Origin of the sequence: Pseudomonas extremorientalis (assembly GCF_024584605.1) — a bacterium.
In the GTDB taxonomy this organism is placed as follows: Bacteria; Pseudomonadota; Gammaproteobacteria; order Pseudomonadales; family Pseudomonadaceae; genus Aquipseudomonas; species Aquipseudomonas extremorientalis.
Map to the genome: position 1 here is coordinate 5,229,956 of NZ_CP089519.1, position 16,139 is coordinate 5,246,094.

The 16,139-nt window shown below is 60.4% G+C and carries 11 protein-coding genes and 1 pseudogene; 4 read left to right on the plus strand and 8 right to left on the minus strand.

Annotation, left to right across the window (positions count from 1 at the left end; all coding sequences use genetic code 11):
- The first annotated feature begins 98 nt into the window (after window positions 1-98).
- A complete protein-coding gene (gene mltF / locus LUU92_RS23615; protein ID WP_071489270.1) occupies window positions 99-1,559 on the plus strand; it encodes a membrane-bound lytic murein transglycosylase MltF in 1,461 nt (486 codons plus the stop codon).
- A 123-nt stretch (window positions 1,560-1,682) separates the two neighbouring features.
- Here the strand turns inward: mltF and LUU92_RS23620 are convergent, their stop codons facing one another.
- The 5 genes from LUU92_RS23620 to treP form a co-directional block, all read right to left on the minus strand.
- Complete coding sequence (locus tag LUU92_RS23620) at window positions 1,683-1,961, minus strand: PTS sugar transporter subunit IIB (RefSeq protein WP_071489269.1); 279 nt, start codon at window positions 1,959-1,961, stop codon at window positions 1,683-1,685.
- Window positions 1,962-1,963: 2 nt separating this feature from the next.
- Window positions 1,964-4,480: a phosphoenolpyruvate--protein phosphotransferase gene (gene ptsP / locus LUU92_RS23625; RefSeq protein WP_257102716.1), complete on the minus strand. Its 2,517-nt coding sequence runs from the start codon at window positions 4,478-4,480 to the stop codon at window positions 1,964-1,966.
- Window positions 4,481-4,529: 49 nt separating this feature from the next.
- The gene (locus LUU92_RS23630) at window positions 4,530-5,750 is read right to left on the minus strand and encodes a maltoporin (protein WP_257102717.1); all 1,221 of its coding nucleotides are present in this window, start codon (window positions 5,748-5,750) and stop codon (window positions 4,530-4,532) included.
- 69 nt (window positions 5,751-5,819) lie between these two features.
- A complete protein-coding gene (treC, locus tag LUU92_RS23635) occupies window positions 5,820-7,466 on the minus strand; it encodes an alpha,alpha-phosphotrehalase (protein ID WP_071489266.1) in 1,647 nt (548 codons plus the stop codon).
- Window positions 7,467-7,584: 118 nt separating this feature from the next.
- On the minus strand, window positions 7,585-9,027 hold the full coding sequence (treP, locus tag LUU92_RS23640; protein ID WP_071489265.1) for a PTS system trehalose-specific EIIBC component: 1,443 nt from the start codon (window positions 9,025-9,027) through the stop codon (window positions 7,585-7,587).
- A gap of 237 nt (window positions 9,028-9,264) precedes the next feature.
- Between treP and treR the strand changes: the two genes are divergently transcribed.
- A complete protein-coding gene (gene treR / locus LUU92_RS23645) occupies window positions 9,265-9,969 on the plus strand; it encodes a trehalose operon repressor (RefSeq protein WP_093513880.1) in 705 nt (234 codons plus the stop codon).
- Between the two features lie 16 nt (window positions 9,970-9,985).
- On the opposite strand, the pseudogene LUU92_RS23650 reads toward treR, so the two are convergent.
- A pseudogene (locus tag LUU92_RS23650) lies at window positions 9,986-10,600 on the minus strand (type II toxin-antitoxin system HipA family toxin); the annotation flags it as partial.
- A gap of 25 nt (window positions 10,601-10,625) precedes the next feature.
- Window positions 10,626-10,880, minus strand: coding sequence for a type II toxin-antitoxin system RelB family anti-toxin (locus LUU92_RS23655; RefSeq protein ID WP_071489263.1), 255 nt, complete (start codon window positions 10,878-10,880; stop codon window positions 10,626-10,628).
- A gap of 216 nt (window positions 10,881-11,096) precedes the next feature.
- On the opposite strand from LUU92_RS23655, the gene LUU92_RS23660 reads away from it, so the two are divergent.
- Both LUU92_RS23660 and LUU92_RS23665 read left to right on the plus strand, forming a co-directional pair.
- The gene (locus LUU92_RS23660) at window positions 11,097-11,969 is read left to right on the plus strand and encodes an alpha/beta hydrolase (protein ID WP_257102718.1); all 873 of its coding nucleotides are present in this window, start codon (window positions 11,097-11,099) and stop codon (window positions 11,967-11,969) included.
- A 215-nt stretch (window positions 11,970-12,184) separates the two neighbouring features.
- The gene (locus tag LUU92_RS23665; protein ID WP_257102719.1) at window positions 12,185-14,473 is read left to right on the plus strand and encodes an autotransporter family protein; all 2,289 of its coding nucleotides are present in this window, start codon (window positions 12,185-12,187) and stop codon (window positions 14,471-14,473) included.
- A 63-nt stretch (window positions 14,474-14,536) separates the two neighbouring features.
- Here LUU92_RS23665 and guaA read toward each other — a convergent pair whose 3' ends face one another.
- Window positions 14,537-16,114: a glutamine-hydrolyzing GMP synthase gene (guaA, locus tag LUU92_RS23670; protein WP_071489260.1), complete on the minus strand. Its 1,578-nt coding sequence runs from the start codon at window positions 16,112-16,114 to the stop codon at window positions 14,537-14,539.
- Window positions 16,115-16,139 lie beyond the last annotated feature (25 nt).

The window sequence follows — 16,139 nt, forward strand, 5'->3', positions numbered from 1 at the left end:
GCGTTTCTGCGGGTTGCAGCACAGTTTTGCCGGCGCTAGCAGACAACGTCCACGCTGTCGAGATATGGCGCCGTGGGCCGTTTGCGTATACTGCGCAGATGTTCTCCCCAACGGCTTTGCGACCGCGATGCGCCAAATGGCTCATCGCCACCGGACTCTTCCTGATGCTCAGCGCCTGTGTTGATAAACCCAGCACGCTCGAGCGAATCAAGGAGGATGGCGTCTTGCGGGTGATCACCCGGAACAGCCCGGCGACTTATTTCCAGGACCGCAACGGTGAAACCGGTTTCGAGTACGAACTGGTCAAGCGCTTCGCCGACGACCTGGGCGTGAAGCTGGAAATCGAGACCGCCGACAACCTCGACGACCTGTTCGGCCAGCTGGGCAAACCCAACGGCCCGGTCCTCGCCGCCGCCGGCCTGGTCAGCAGCGAACAGCGCAAGGCGCAGGTACGTTTCTCCCACCCTTACCTGGAAGTCACTCCGCAGATCATCTACCGCAATGGCCAGTCCCGCCCGACGAACGCGGCGGACCTGGTGGGCAAGAAGATCATGGTGCTCAAGGGCAGCACCCACGCCGAACAATTGGCGGCGCTGAAGAAGCAGAATCCTGCAATTGAATACGAAGAATCCGACGCCGTTGAGGTAGTCGACCTGCTGCGCATGGTGGACGAGGGGCAAATCGATCTGACCCTGGTGGACTCCAACGAAGTGGCGATGAACCAGGTGTACTTCCCCAACGTACGCGTGGCGTTCGACCTGGGCGACGCCAGCAACCAGAGCTGGGCTGTCGCTGCCGGTGATGACAACAGCCTGCTCAACGAGATCAACAGTTACCTGGATAAAGTCGAGAAGAACGGCACGTTGCAGCGTCTTAAAGACCGCTACTACGGGCACGTCGACGTGCTCGGCTATGTGGGTGCCTACACCTTCGCCCAGCATCTGCAGCAGCGTTTACCCAAGTACGAGAAACACTTCCGCGCCTATGCCAAGGAAGAAAAGGTCGATTGGCGCCTGCTGGCCGCCATCGGCTATCAGGAATCGCTGTGGCAGCCGGCCGTCACCTCCAAGACCGGCGTGCGTGGCCTGATGATGCTGACCCAGAACACCGCCCAGGCCATGGGCGTGTCCAACCGCCTGGATCCCAAGCAAAGCATCATGGGCGGCGCCAAATACCTGGCCAAGATCAAGGATGAACTGGACGACAGCATCGCCGAACCGGATCGCACCTGGTTCGCCCTCGCCGCCTACAACGTTGGCACCGGCCACCTGGAGGATGCGCGCACGCTGGCCAAGCGCGAAGGCCTGAACCCGAACAAGTGGCTGGATGTGAAAAAGATGCTGCCGCGCCTGTCACAGAAGCAGTGGTACAGCAAGACCCGCTACGGCTATGCGCGAGGCGGTGAGCCGGTGCACTTTGTGGCGAACATCCGGCGTTACTACGACATCCTCACCTGGGTGACCCAGCCGCAGCTGGAGGGCAACCAGGTGGTCGAAGGCAACTTGCATGTGCCGGGTATCGACAAGACCAAGCCGCCGGAAGATAACCCGCAGTTGTAAGAACACAGCAAAACCCGGTGGGAGGTGGCTTACCCCCGATAGCGGTGTGTCAGCTACAAATAAGCTGACAGATACATTGCAATCGGGGGCAAGCCCCCTCCCACATTTTGATCTCTATTTGGATTAGAGACCGGTGAGCAGATGGACTACGCCGCCTGTTAACACCATCACCCCTGCGACACCGGCCGCCTTCAACGCCACCTCATCCAACCGCCCCGCATCCTGCAACTGCACCCGCACCCGCGTCAGCGCCACACGCTGCTGCGTTTTGAGGTTGTCCGCGCCGCCCAACGCGCTGATTACTTCGGCCGGCAATAGACTCTGCGTCGGTGTTGCTACGGTCTCGGCAATCAAATCCGGCGTCAGGGCTTTCCAGAACGCCCGCTGCAATTTCTCGAACATGCTCAAAGCTCCATGACAGGTGAGGTTTCAACGGTGGCTGCGTGATATTGGCGCAAGGCCTCACGCACCTGGGCGGCTTCTTCCAGGCCCAGTACCTGGCGGGCGATGATCTGGCAGTCGGCCAGGTCCAGTTCGCGCACGGTGGCCTTGATGGTGGGGATCAACGGCACGCTGACCGACAACTCGTCCACGCCCAGTCCGATCAGCACCGGCACGGCCAGCGCTTCGGAAGCCAGCGCACCGCACACCCCCACCCACTTGCCATGGGCATGGGCGGCCTTGACCGTGGTGGCGATCAGGCGCAGCACCGCCGGGTGGAAACTATCGGCCTGGTTGGCCAGGCGCGGGTGGTCGCGGTCCATGGCCAGGGTGTATTGAGTCAGGTCGTTGGTGCCGATGGAGAAAAAGTCCACGTGGGGCGCGAACACATCCGCCATCAGCGCGGCAGACGGCACTTCTATCATGATGCCCAGCTTCGGCAGCTCGGTAAGCCCCAGCGCCAGTGCTTCCTCTTCAAGAATCCTGCGGGCCAGGTGCAGCTCCGATAGCAGGCTGACCATCGGCAACATGATGTGCAGCCGCGCAAAGCCTGCGCTGGCGAGGATCGCACGGAATTGTTCGCGCAGCAGCTCAGGACGTTCCAGGCACAGGCGGATACCGCGCAGGCCGAGGAACGGGTTGGTTTCGGCGTCCATCGGCACATAGGCCAACGGCTTGTCGCCGCCGACGTCCAGGGTGCGCACCACCAGGTTGCGCTCGGTGCCCAGGGCACGGGCGATGGCGGTGTAGGTGGCCGCTTGTTCATCGGGGCCTGGCGCGCGGTTGCGATCCAGGTAGAGGAATTCCGAGCGCAAAAGGCCGACACCTTCGCCACCCAGGGTCAGGGATTGCTCCACCTCCTGCAACGAGGCCACGTTGGCGGTGACTTCGACGTGATGGCCATCGCGGGTGGTGGCGGACAAAGACGCCTGTGCCACATCGCGCTGATGGCGGAGCGCCTGTTGCTTGCGCGCAATGTCCAGTTGCTCGATTTCGGCCAGGTCCGGCTCCAGGTGCAGCTCGCCCTTGTCGGCGTCGAGCAACACCTGTTTGCCATTGGCCAGCCCCAGCACCTCGGTTGGAACACCGCAAATGGCCGGTAGGCCGAGGGCGCGGGCAAGGATGGCGACATGGCTGGTCGCGCCGCCGCCAACGGTGACGAACCCCAGCACTTTGCGGGTATCCAGGCTGGCCGTCTGCGAAGGGGTCAATTGCTCGGCGATCAGGATCGCGCACTCCGGCAAGTCCCAGGCGTTGTCCTGAATACCCAGGATCAGTTTCAGCACACGCTTGCCGACATCGGCCAGGTCTGCCGCGCGCTCGGCGATCAGCGCGTTGCCCAGCCCCTGGAATAGCTTGGCGGTCGCGAGCGTGGCACTGTTCCAGGCAAACGCGGCGCTCTTGCCCTCCGCCAACAAACGGTGGGCTTGTTCCAGCAAGGTCGGGTCTTCGAGCAATTCCTGGTGAGCGCGGAAAATCTCGGCCTGGGCACTGCCGGCAGCCTTGTCCCGTAACGCCTGCAATGCCTCAGTGGCAGCCAGCAGGCCACGCGCCAAGGCAGCACGTTCGGTGGCTTCCCCCGTGCCTTGCTCAGTGATGGTCAGTTCAGGCTCAGTCACTTGAACAACCTGGCCAAACGCCGAACCCGGCGATGCACACACGCCCCGCAGCACGGTCGCCGACGACTGAATTTCGACAGGCTCGGCAACGCTCGCAATTACCTCGCCACAACCTTCAGCCAACAAGGCCACCAGCGCCTTGATCGCCTCTTCGGCATCTTGCCCTGCTGCGCTCACCTGCAAGCTGTCGCCCCGTACCGTTTGCAACGCCATGATTGCCACCAGCGACTTGGCGTTGGCGCTCTGGGTTTGCTTGTGCAGGTAGATGCTCGCCTTGAACCCCTTCGCCGCCTGGGCGAACACCGCCGCCGGCCGGGCGTGCAAACCGTTGGCATTGGGTAAGGTCAACGGCTTGGAGAACAGCGCATCGCCCTCCTCCTCGTCCACTGCGCCAACGGCTTCACCGGGGGATAACTGCAGCAACGGCTGGCCGACCTCCACACCATCGGTGGCCAACACGCTGAACGGTTCGCCGCTGACCACCAGCATCAAGGTCAGCAGACTGCGCGCATGGAGCGCCACGTAGTCGGCATCGAATTCGATCAACGGCTGCCCGGCCTCCACCCGCTGGCCTTCCTGCACCAACCGGGTGAAGCCCTTGCCCGCCAGGTTCACGGTGTCCAGGCCAATGTGCATGAGCACCTGGACGCCGTTGTCGTCGGTGATGCTGACGGCATGACCACTGTCCTGGATATTGCTGATCGTCCCGGCCAATGGCGCGCAGAGGGTCTGCGACGTGGGGTCGATGCACAGGCCATCGCCAATCAGGCGGCTGGAGAAGACCGGGTCGGGCACCTTGTCCAGCGCCAGCAGCACACCCGACAAGGGCGCCAGTAATTCCAGGGGTTGAGTTGTGGTCATGACTTCACCTGTTGTTTTGTTCCGTAGATATCATTGAGCGGAGGAAGGGTCACTTCCACCAATACTCAACCTGCACACCAACGTTCGACCCATGCCGCGCCGTGCCATACGAGCCGGTATCGGACAACGCCGACCCCGCCGCCAATTCATTCGCCGCACGTTTGGCCGCTTCGTTCCAGGTGGCATAGGTGTAGTACAAGCGCACCTCCGGCCGCGCCCAGAAATCCGGGCCTTTGGGCGACCAGGTCGGAGCGAAGGTGAATTTGCTCAGTTTGCGCGTCCCGCCCGTAGCCTCGACCTGATCATGCCCAAGCTCGGCGACCAGTTTGAACTGTTCGCTGATGGCGTACGCCGGACGCACACCGAGGGACATCCAGGTCTGGTCCTGGCTGCCCGGACGAATATCCTTCTGGTACACCGCTTCGATCTGCCCACCGAAACGCGGGGTCACCTGCCAATCGAAAAACTCCACGGCGCGGTAACTTTTGCTGCTGTTGTCCAGGAAGGTATTGCCGGTGTAACCCAGGCCGGTGCCGGGGCCTTCGCCGTACTGCAAGGCGAACTTGTTCTTGCCGCCCAGGAAAGGTTTTTGCACGTGCTGCGCGGTGAGCGCCCAACCGCTGTTGGTGTCGCGCCCGCCGGCTTTTTCGATGTAGCTCAGGCCCAGTTCCAGCTCGCCGCCGGGGTTGGTCTTGAAGCCCGCGACGTTGAAGTCGTGACGGGTGGCGTATTCCTTCTGGTACAGGTTGTCCTTGCGGGAAATGGCATAGCTGTACTTGAGGTCGCCGATCAGCACGTCCTCGATACCACCGCCCGTGGCGCTCTGGTTCCAGTAGTAGAAGTCGGAGATATGGATGTCGTTACGTTTGTAGTAACGCCGGCCGGCCCACAGCGAACCGCCATTAAGGGCTGGCAGGTTGGACCACTGCGCATACATCTGCGGCATGCGCGCGGTGCCGTTGTTTTCGCCCTGGAACTTCAGCGCGCGGTCGTACTTGTTGTAGAGCGATGCCATGGCATCGACGCTGAGCACCGAGCCGTCGTCGAGGGTGAGCAGGTCTTGGCGCAACTCCAGTTCGGCGTACTGCTCGCACTCGTTGCCCAGACGGTATTTGGTTTGCGCCCCGGGTAATTGGAAACACTGCTGTGGGCCGCTGCCCGTCGACGTCCCCGCGCCACTGCGCACGTAACCCGCAAATTCCAAGGCTTGAACGCCAAGAGGCAGGCTTAGACAAGACGCAACGAGGCCCAGCTTTATTGTTGTTTTCATAAAGCACTCCGATATTTTTATTATGTTTTTTGCAGCGCCCCGTGCTCCCACACGGGGTTACAGCGGGTCTCAGTCCTTGAGGTGCAGCACGAACGATTCGTAAGGGCGTAATGCAACCGTGCCCGTTCGCGCCGGGCAGTCGGGGTAGTTACTGATCAGCAGGCGTTGTTCAGTCGCCTGGTTGATCACGTTGTCCGGCAGTTGGATTTCGCAGGGCGTGCCGTAGAAGTTGTTCAGCACCAGCAGGCGTTCGCCATGGCCTTCGCGCAGGTACGCCCAGACTTGCGAGTGGCCTTGCAGCAGCTCGCGATAAATACCTTCCTGGATCAGCGGTTCATGACGGCGCAACGCAATCAACGCGCGGTAGTGATGCAGCACGGACTCGGGGTCATCCCGTTGGCTTTCGACGTTGATGATGGAGGCATTGGCCGGAATGCCGATCCAGGGTTCACCGCTGCTGAAACCGGCATTCCTATCGGCATTCCACTGCATCGGCGTACGGCCGTTATCGCGGGACTTCTGCATGATCGCCGCCATGCTCGACGCCTCGGATTCCCCCGCATCACGCTTGAGTCGGAAGATGTTCAGGGTCTCCACATCGCGGTACTGCTCGATCCGGTCAAAGCCCGGATTGGTCATGCCCAGTTCTTCGCCCTGGTACACATACGGCGTGCCCTGGAGAAAGTGCAGCGCGGTGGCGAGCATCTTGGCCGAGACCACGCGATGTTCACCGTCATTGCCGAAACGCGAGACCACCCGCGGCTGGTCGTGGTTACACCAGAACAGCGCGTTCCAGCCGCCACCGGCCTGCATGCCCAGCTGCCAGTCAGAGAAGATCTGCTTGAGCTGCAGGAAGTCGAAGTCAGCCTTCACCCACTTCTGCAGGTTCGGGTAATCGACTTTCAGGTGATGAAAGTTGAAGGTCATCGACAGCTCTTTCGACGCGGGATTGGAGTAGCGAATGCAGTGCTCGAGGCTGGTGGACGACATCTCGCCGACATTGATCAGGTCATGCCCCTCGAAGACTTCGCGGTGCATTTCCTGCAGGTATTCATGCACGTTCGGGCCGTCGGTGTAGAAACGGCGGCCGTCGCTGGTGTCCTCGGGAAAATCGGCGGGCTTGGAGATCAGGTTGATCACATCCAGGCGGAAACCGCCCACGCCTTTGTCGCGCCAGAAGCGCATCAGCTTGAACACCTCGGCGCGCACCTTGGGATTGTCCCAATTCAGGTCGGCCTGGGTGTGGTCGAACAGGTGCAGGAAGTACTGGCCGGTTTGCGCCTCGTATTCCCAGGCCGAGCCGCCGAACTTGGACTCCCAGTTGTTCGGCTGGTCGCGCCAGATGTAGAAGTCGCGGTACGGATTGTCCAGGCTGCTGCGTGCCTGCTGGAACCATTCGTGCTCGATGGAGGTGTGGTTGACCACGATGTCGAGCATCAGCTTGATGCCGCGCTTGGCCGCTTCGCTGATCAGCAAGTCGCAGTCGGCCATGGTCCCGTAGCTGGGGTCGATGGCGTAGTAGTCGCTGATGTCGTAACCGTTGTCGCGTTGCGGCGAGCGCAGGAATGGGGTGATCCACAGGCAGTCCACACCCAGCCACTTGAGGTAGTCGAGCTTGTCCACGATGCCCAGCAGGTCACCGGTGGCGTTACCCGCGTGGCTGTGGAAGCTTTTGGGGTAGATCTGGTAGATCACCGAGTGTTGCCAGTCTTGCATGGTGGGCTCCTTCAGTTGATTGTTGTGCAGGCCTTTAGGGCCTCATCGGGGGCAAGCCCCCTCCCACATTTGAAATGCGTTTCAATGTGGGAGGGGGCTTGCCCCCGATTGCGATGGTTCAGGCGACGCGATATCCAGGCCGAACAATTTTCATGCTCAACGCACAGGTCAGGACAAACGGCACCACGATCGCGATGACCATCCCGATCACAAAGCTGGGGATGTACTGCGGAATGATCGAAATGAATCCAGGCAAGCCACCGACGCCGATGGCCGACGCCTGCACCTTGTTCAGCGACAGGAAAATGCTGCCCAGCGCCGAGCCGAGCAGCGCCGCATAGAACGGGAACTTGAAGCGCAGGTTCACGCCGAACATCGCAGGTTCAGTGATGCCGAAGTACGCGGAAATTGCCGAGGTCGAGGCCATGCTTTTGTCCCGTGCATTACGGGTGGTGTAGAACACCGCGAGCGCGGCGCTGCCCTGGGCCAGGTTGGACATGACGATCATCGGCCAGATGAAAGTGCCGCCCTGGGTGGAGATCAGTTGCAGGTCCACGGCGAGGAACATGTGGTGCATGCCGGTGATCACCAGCGGCGCATACAGCAGGCCGAAAATCGCCCCGCCGACCATAGGCGCCAGGTCAAACAGGGTGACCACGCCTTCGGTGATCAGGATGCCGAGGTGACGGGTCACCGGGCCGATGATGGCCAGGGCCAGCACGCCGGTCACGACGATGGTGGTGATCGGCACGACCAGCAGTTGAATCGCGTTGGGCACCCGCGCCCGCAGCCATTTCTCGATGACGCTCATCACGTAGGCCGCCATCAGGATCGGCAGGATCTGCCCCTGGTAACCGACTTTTTCAATCTTGAACCAACCGAAGATATCGAAGTACGGCAGGCTCTGGCCGTCGAGACCAGCCACCGCCTTGCCGTAGTTCCAGGCGTTGAGCAGGTCCGGGTGCACCAGCATCAGGCCGAGCACGATGCCGAGGATTTCGCTGCCGCCAAACCGCTTGGCCGCCGACCAGCCCACCAGGGCCGGCAGGAACACAAACGAGGTGTTGGCCATCAGGTTGATCAGGCTCCACAGGCCATCCAGGTCCGGATAAGCCTCCAGCAGCGTCTTGCCCTCGATGAACATGCCCTTGGCGCCCATCAGGTTGTTCACGCCCATCAACAGGCCGGCGATGATCAGCGCGGGCAGGATCGGCATGAACACATCGGAGAACACCCGCACCAGGCGCTGCATGGCGTTGGTCTTGTCGGCGCCCTTCTTCTTCACGTCGGCGATGGTCGCGGCGGCGAGACCGGTCTGTTCACGCAGGGCGGCGTAGACCTTCTCCACTTCGCCGGGGCCGATCACCACCTGGAACAGACCGCCGGTAAAGAACGAGCCCTTGACCAGATCCACCTGGTTCAGCGCGCTGCCGTTGACCAGGCTCGGGTCCTTGAGCGCCAGGCGCAGACGGGTCACACAGTGGGCAGCTTGCTCAAGGTTGTCGCTGCCCCCGAGGTTCTCGAGAATCTCGCGGGCGATATTGGAATAGTCGTGGCTCATGCTTGGGTTCCACTTTGGTTTTTTTTATTGGGGGCAGTCATTGGCAGCACGCCGAGGGCAAAAGTACTCGTCTGTACGAGTTAAAGCAACAACTCGTCTGTACGAGTTACATATTGTTTATCTTTTGTAGGACAGCGCGTCGCTGCAAGCCGCATGAACCAAGGGTCTAATGGACAAACCGCCTCTCTGCCACTAAGGTTCCTGCCTTGACCGCAACCCCGGCAAAGAGCCATCCCCATGAGCAAATACAACCAGATCTATACGGATCTGCTTGCCAGCATCACCACTGAACGCCTGCAACGCGGCACGCGCCTCCCCTCCGAAACCGAACTGATGGACAGCTACCAGGCCAGCCGAGGCACCGTGCGTCGCGCCATCGAGCAGTTGCAGGAGCGCGGGTTTGCACAAAAGATCCACGGCAAGGGCACCTTCGTGTTGTCGCCCAACCCGATCGAGTTCCAATTGGGCGGCATCGTCAGCTTCCACGAAACCCACGCCGACCTGGGCGACGACGTACGCACCGAAGTGGTCGAATTCACTCAGTTCCCACTGGAAGGCTCACTGCTGCAACACATCGAAGCCGAACCCGGCACCCTGATCACCCGCATCAAACGGGTACGGCGCATCGGTGGCAAACGGGTGATCCTCGACATCAACCACTTCGTGGCCGACGTGATCCCCGGCCTGGACCGCTCGATTGCCGAGCAGTCGATCTACGCGTTTATCGAGCAGACCTTGCAACTGCAAATTGCCTACGCGCAACGCACCATCGAAGCCCTGCCGCGCGGCAAGGACGACCAGACACACCTCGACCTCGAAGGTCAGAGCCATGTGATCGTGGTAAGCAACCAGACGTTTTTGCAGGACGGGCGGCAGTTCGAGTACACCGAGTCGCGGCATACGTTGGATAAGTTTTACTTTTCGGATATTGCGCGGCGTTGAGCATGAGTCGGGAAGATCATTGCACTGCGATGCTTTTTGCCAGGCCTGCTGCCCAGGCAGCGGCCATCTTCTCTCCTACCGCCGCAAACTCTGGGTGAGTGCTTTGATACTCGGAAAGCTCTGCCATCGCCTGAGCCATTCCGTCTTGCACTCTGGCCAGCAGTTCGTTGCAACGTGCCTCGGACAAGCCGCACGAACTGCGCCCGAACTGGACCAGCATCTTGCGCTTGGGCCAGGCCTTCGAACCACCGAGCAACAAACCCATGATGTCGTTGCAGTTGTACACGGTTGTGGTCACCAGGTCGTAAGCTGGTGCCAGCCAAACGTCAGCATCCTGTGCGCAATTCTCATACAGCAAGCCGAAGTTTTTCAGGTGAGCGTCACCGTTCTGGATGCCAGCAGAAAGTGCCACCATCAAGAAGAAGTCTTCCAGCGTTCTGGTGACACGGCTGGGCGTGACAAATGACCTGATCAGCTTCGCGCATCCCTGGTAGCTTCCGTCATATTTCTTCGCGGTTCCCCATCCCGATAGAACGCACATATCCTCAAATCCGAGGTAGGCGCTTTCACTGATGTCGAACCGTTTCACCACCAGGAATTTCCCGTGTTGGCTGAGCTGGACCTCAGGCACGCCGCTTGCGCCGATATATAGCCGCTCACGTTGACTGGTCATGGATATTCTCCGATTTCAGCTCATCAAGGGTCTTGCGCCGACGCTTGGGGATGGCCGTCAACTCATATCCCAAGCCCTCAAGAATGGCTGCGACCTTGCGAATCCCCACTTCCGGGATGGTATTGTTCTCAATCCCCGAGATGGTGGCGCGACTCATGCCATGCCGTTGTGCGAGCTGGCTTTGTGAAAGGCCTGCGGCTTTGCGGAGCTGCCTAATCAATAGTCCTAAATCGTTCATGTCGACACGCATCCAATGCAATGCAAAATTGCGTAATACTGCATTAATGCATCCTATACGATGCGCTGAATTTTGAATGGTGCTTTATCCGCGCGCGGCTGGTTGGGCGCTCGCGCACCAGAAATACAAACCTGCGGCCAGAGCTGCCTTGACTCAGCCTGGAACTACGCCGCCAATGCCGACGACTCCATTGCCAATGACGCGTTATGAAACATGATGAGTAGATACTTTCCCTGTCGTCGGGCATTGGCCAGCTTATACAAAGCCTGGGTGGTGATGCTCAGCGCTCTTCTCATCGCCTGCCAATCGCCGCGCGAGGCTCTGCAACAACTGGCTGAGGAGCACTACCGACAATGGGAGGTCCTGCCGGGACAGCACTTCCCTCTCTTCATAGTTGCTCCGCAAACTGCAGAAAAGATGACTCGCCTGCGTGTGTACCTGGAAGGCGATGGCCATTCATGGGCGACGGCCACTCAACCCAGCCTGGATCCGAGCCCGCACAATCTGTTGGTACCACGGCTGGCGATCAATGATCCGACACCAAATGCGTACCTGGCACGCCCCTGCCAGTTCGTCATGGTCGCTGCCTGTCAATCGGCACTCTGGACCCATCGACGATTCTCTCAGGAAGTGGTCACAAGCCTCAGCCAGGCGCTGGATCAATTAAAACAGCGCTATGGCAATAGTGAGTTCGAACTAGTCGGGTACTCAGGTGGCGCCGCTCTCGCCCTATTGTTAGCGGCGCAGCGCAATGATGTGACCCAGGTGCAAACCCTTGCAGGCAATCTCAGTCCACGCCTGTGGGCGACGATGAAAGGCCTGTCACCACTCGATGGTTCACTGGATCCGCTGGACTATCGTAGCCGACTCGCCTTGTTACCCCAGCGTCATCTCATCGGCGAAGCGGACCTGATTATTCCAAGTGGGTTGGCTGATAGGTACCAACAGGCGCTTGATTCGCCCCTCTGCGAATACATCCATGTACGGGGAGCAAGCCATGATAAGGGGTGGGAAGCGACCTGGAGCCACTGGGTTAAAACGCCATTAACCCATGGATATCCTGAGATTGAGGGTAAACAGGCTCGCTGAACCTCCCCGTACAACTACAAAAAATCACGGCGACGTCGCATTTTTTATGCTTTTTTTCTTCACCGATCCTTTTTGTAATGAATTGTCCTACACGCATCGTGTAAATTCCCACGCGCTTGAATCAGCAATTCACTGACAAGCTGGCAGGGATGCCTAAAACAGACGCTGACGCGTGGGTTGTTCCCTGTCAGTTTCTGCCCTGTAAGGATACTGCCTTGAATATTTCCCACCTGCGCCGCTCGTTGTTGGCGCTGTCCGTCGCGACGGCTACCGCGACAGCATATGCCGTACCCGCCCCCAACTTGAACCACGATCTGAGCACAGGGGCATACAGCAGCTCCGGTGACGTATTCAATAACGCCACCTTCACCGGGACATCGCAAAACGCAGGTGTAGAGCTGACCAACGTGACCCTGACGGGCAATCTGGTCAACCAGGGCAAAATCAACCTGACGGCTGCGACCCCCACTGACTTCCCGTCCGGTATCGCCATGACCCTCAATTCCAACGTCGGTGGCGACTTGGTAAATAATGGCGATATCACGGTGAGCGGCAACGCCGGCGTCGGGCTGGACCTGTATCTGGCAAAGATCGCTGGCGGTGTGAACAACAACGGCAACACCACTGTGACAGGCGCCAATGCCGAAGGCATGCTGATCACCTCATCCCAGGCGCGCATCAATAACTCGGGCACTATCACCGCACGTGGCATCGACTCTGTGGGTATCGACATCGAGAACGCACGCTTCACGGGTCAGATGACGAGTGGTATTTACAACAGCGGGACTATCTCCGCTGACGGGATCGGTATCCGCTTTCGCAGTCTCGATACCTCCGGCGGTTCAGACACCCTCTCCATCAGGCAGACAGGTGGCCTGATCGAAGGCGGCACCGCAGCCATTCTGGCGGACGACAATGCCCCACGCTCGTATTTCTACTGGGAGGGTGGTCAGGTCAAGGGTGACCTGCTGGGCCTGAGTGGTGTGCTGGTGCGAGGGGACGCGCTGTTCGATGGCTCGACCATCCGCGCCAGTTACGTCGATATCGGCGATGGCCGCCTGACGCTGCTTCGCCCGCAGACCACGATTGTGGGCGACCTCGACCTGGACAGCGCCACCGCGCGCCTGCGCCTGCTGCTGGACAACAACACGCAGCCCAACACGCCGATCCTGAAAGTCACCGGTAATACCTTCTTCTCTGCAGGCAGCCAGATCGAACTGCAGGCGCGCTCCGATGATTTCCGCACGTCGGCCCAGGGCACGCGCTACACCCTGATCAACTCTGGCACCTGGGAAGACCCGCAGAACCTGTCCGTGGTGTCGTCCTCGGCGCTGCTTGAAGTGAAGAGCTTCGGCATCGAAGGCCAGGACGTGAAAGCACTGGTTGCCACCCGCAGTGATGAGGTGATCACGCAAGACCTGATGAGCGCCCGTGGTTCGCGCAACGCGGTGAGCGCCATCAAGCCATTCAAGAACACGCTCATGGGCCAACTGGACGAAAGCGACCCGGTATTCCAGCAATTCGCCAACGCCTCCTCCAGCGAAGAACTGGCCAAACTGGCCGAAAGCCTGACCCCCGACGTCAGCCGTGGAGCGATCAACGCAGCCACCAGCAGCCAGAACCTGGTTGCAAGTACTATCAACCGCCGCGCCAGCAAAGCGCGTAGCGGCCTGTCCTCCGGTGACGTGCTGGCCGAACAAGGCGTATGGCTGCAAGCGCTGTCCAGCGATGCCAACCAGGACAGCCGCCACGGTATCGACGGCTATGACGCCAACACCAACGGCATCGCCGTAGGTGCCGACGGCAAGCTCAATGCCGATACCACCGTGGGCCTGGCTTACAGCTACCTGACCAGCGACGTGAAAACCGACCGGGGCAACAAAACCGACGTCAGCGGCCATGCACTGACCCTGTACGGCAACTGGGCCCGTGACAACTTCTTTGTCGACACCTCGCTGATGTACGGCTGGAACGACAACGAATCCAAGCGCTACATCGCTGGCACCCGCGCCAAGGCCGACTACGACAGTGATATCTTCGGCGTCAACGCGCTGGCAGGCTACACGTTCCAACTCGACAAACAGTGGCTACTGGAACCACAAGTCGGTGCGCGCTATGCCAACGTATCGATTGATTCGTACCGTGAAAAAGGCAGCTCAGCCGCCCTGAACGTCGGCAGCCAGCGCTATGAAATCGGCGAAATGGGCCTGGGCGCTCGCCTGGCGGCCGCTTTTGACGTAGGCGTGGGCAGCTTTGAACCGGAAGCCAAGCTGATGGCCTGGCACGATTTCATCGGCGACAAGGCCGGCACCACCTCCACCTTTGTGCTCGGCGGCACCCCGTTCACCACCACAGGCGCCACACCGGCGCGCGACAGCTACGAGCTGGGACTGGGCGCCAACTACCGCGTGGGCGCATGGAGCGTGGGCGGGACGTACAACTACCTGACCAGCAGCGGTTTCGACGCCGACACCTTCACTGCGAACGTGCGTTACGACTTCTGACAACGTCTTCGCCTGAAATGAAAAAACCGGCCTAAGCCGGTTTTTTCATGCAGCGCTGCGGGATCATTCCCACTCAATCGTCGCCGGCGGCTTGCTCGACACGTCATACGTCACGCGCGAGATGCCTTCGATCTCATTGATGATACGGCCGCTGACAGTCTCCAGCAGTTCGTACGGCAGGTGTGCCCAGCGGGCGGTCATGAAGTCGATGGTTTCCACCGCACGCAGGGCCACGACCCATGCGTAACGACGGCCGTCACCGACCACGCCAACCGATTTCACCGGCTGGAACACCACGAACGCCTGGCTGACTTTGTGGTACCAGTCGGCCTTGCGCAGTTCTTCGATGAAGATGTGGTCGGCGCGACGCAGCAGGTCGGCGTATTCCTTCTTCACTTCACCGAGGATCCGCACGCCCAGGCCCGGGCCTGGGAAGGGGTGGCGGTAGACCATGTCGTACGGCAGGCCCAGTTCCAGGCCCAAGCGGCGGACTTCGTCCTTGAACAGTTCGCGCAGCGGTTCGACCAGCTTGAGGTTCATTTCCTCCGGCAGGCCACCCACGTTGTGGTGGGACTTGATCACGTGGGCTTTGCCGCTCTTGGCGCCGGCCGACTCGATCACGTCGGGGTAGATGGTGCCCTGGGCGAGGTACTTGATGTTGTCCAATTTGCTGGACTGGGCATCGAACACGTCGATGAAGGTGCGGCCGATGATCTTGCGCTTCTTCTCCGGGTCGGACTCGCCGGCCAGGTTATTCAAGAACTGTTCTTCAGCGTTGGCGCGGATCACCTTGACACCCATGTTCTCGGCGAACATGGCCATCACCTGCTCGCCTTCGTGCAGGCGCAGCAGGCCGTTGTCGACGAATACGCAAGTCAGCTGGTCGCCGATGGCTTTGTGCAGCAGGGCTGCGACCACGGAGGAGTCAACACCGCCGGACAGGCCGAGCAAGACGTTATCGGTGCCGACCTGGGCGCGCACTTGGGCGATGGCATCTTCAGCAATCTTGGACGGCGTCCACAGGGCCTCACACTCGCAGATGTCGAGGATGAAGCGCGACAGGATGCGGCCGCCTTGCTTGGTGTGGGTCACTTCCGGGTGGAACTGCACGCCGTAGTAGCGGCGCTCGTCGCTGAACATGCCGGCGATCGGGCAGCTCGGGGTGCTGGCCAGGATGTGGAAGTCCTGCGGCATTTTGGTGACCTTGTCACCATGGCTCATCCATACGTCGAGGCCGAACAGGCCGTCGGCGTCGACGTGGTCTTCGATGCCGTCCAGCAGGCGGCTCTTGCCGACCACGTCGACACGGGCATAACCGAATTCACGCAGCTCGGAACCTTCAACCTTGCCGCCCAGTTGCTCGGCCATGGTCTGCATGCCGTAGCAAATACCGAAGACCGGTACGCCCAGGTCGAATACCGCTTGCGGGCAACGCGGGCTGTTGGCTTCGTGCACGGACTCTGGGCCACCGGCGAGGATGACGCCTTTCGGTGCGAATTCGCGGATCGCTTCGTCATCCATGTCGAACGGATGCAGTTCGCAGTACACGCCGATTTCGCGCACGCGGCGGGCGATCAGCTGGGTGTACTGGGAACCGAAGTCGAGGATCAGGATGCGGTGGGCGTGAATGTCGAGGGCCATGAAGTCAGTCTCGTCTAATGAATCA

Bases quoted from the DNA above. Each gene is read 5' to 3' on its own strand.
- mltF (WP_071489270.1), top strand. From the start codon at position 99: ATGTTCTCCCCAACGGCTTTGCGACCGCGATGCGCCAAATGGCTCATC.
- LUU92_RS23620 (WP_071489269.1), bottom strand. From the start codon at position 1,961: ATGTTCGAGAAATTGCAGCGGGCGTTCTGGAAAGCCCTGACGCCGGAT.
- ptsP (WP_257102716.1), bottom strand. From the start codon at position 4,480: ATGACCACAACTCAACCCCTGGAATTACTGGCGCCCTTGTCGGGTGTG.
- LUU92_RS23630 (WP_257102717.1), bottom strand. From the start codon at position 5,750: ATGAAAACAACAATAAAGCTGGGCCTCGTTGCGTCTTGTCTAAGCCTG.
- treC (WP_071489266.1), bottom strand. From the start codon at position 7,466: ATGCAAGACTGGCAACACTCGGTGATCTACCAGATCTACCCCAAAAGC.
- treP (WP_071489265.1), bottom strand. From the start codon at position 9,027: ATGAGCCACGACTATTCCAATATCGCCCGCGAGATTCTCGAGAACCTC.
- treR (WP_093513880.1), top strand. From the start codon at position 9,265: ATGAGCAAATACAACCAGATCTATACGGATCTGCTTGCCAGCATCACC.
- LUU92_RS23655 (WP_071489263.1), bottom strand. From the start codon at position 10,880: ATGAACGATTTAGGACTATTGATTAGGCAGCTCCGCAAAGCCGCAGGC.
- LUU92_RS23660 (WP_257102718.1), top strand. From the start codon at position 11,097: ATGAGTAGATACTTTCCCTGTCGTCGGGCATTGGCCAGCTTATACAAA.
- guaA (WP_071489260.1), bottom strand. From the start codon at position 16,114: ATGGCCCTCGACATTCACGCCCACCGCATCCTGATCCTCGACTTCGGT.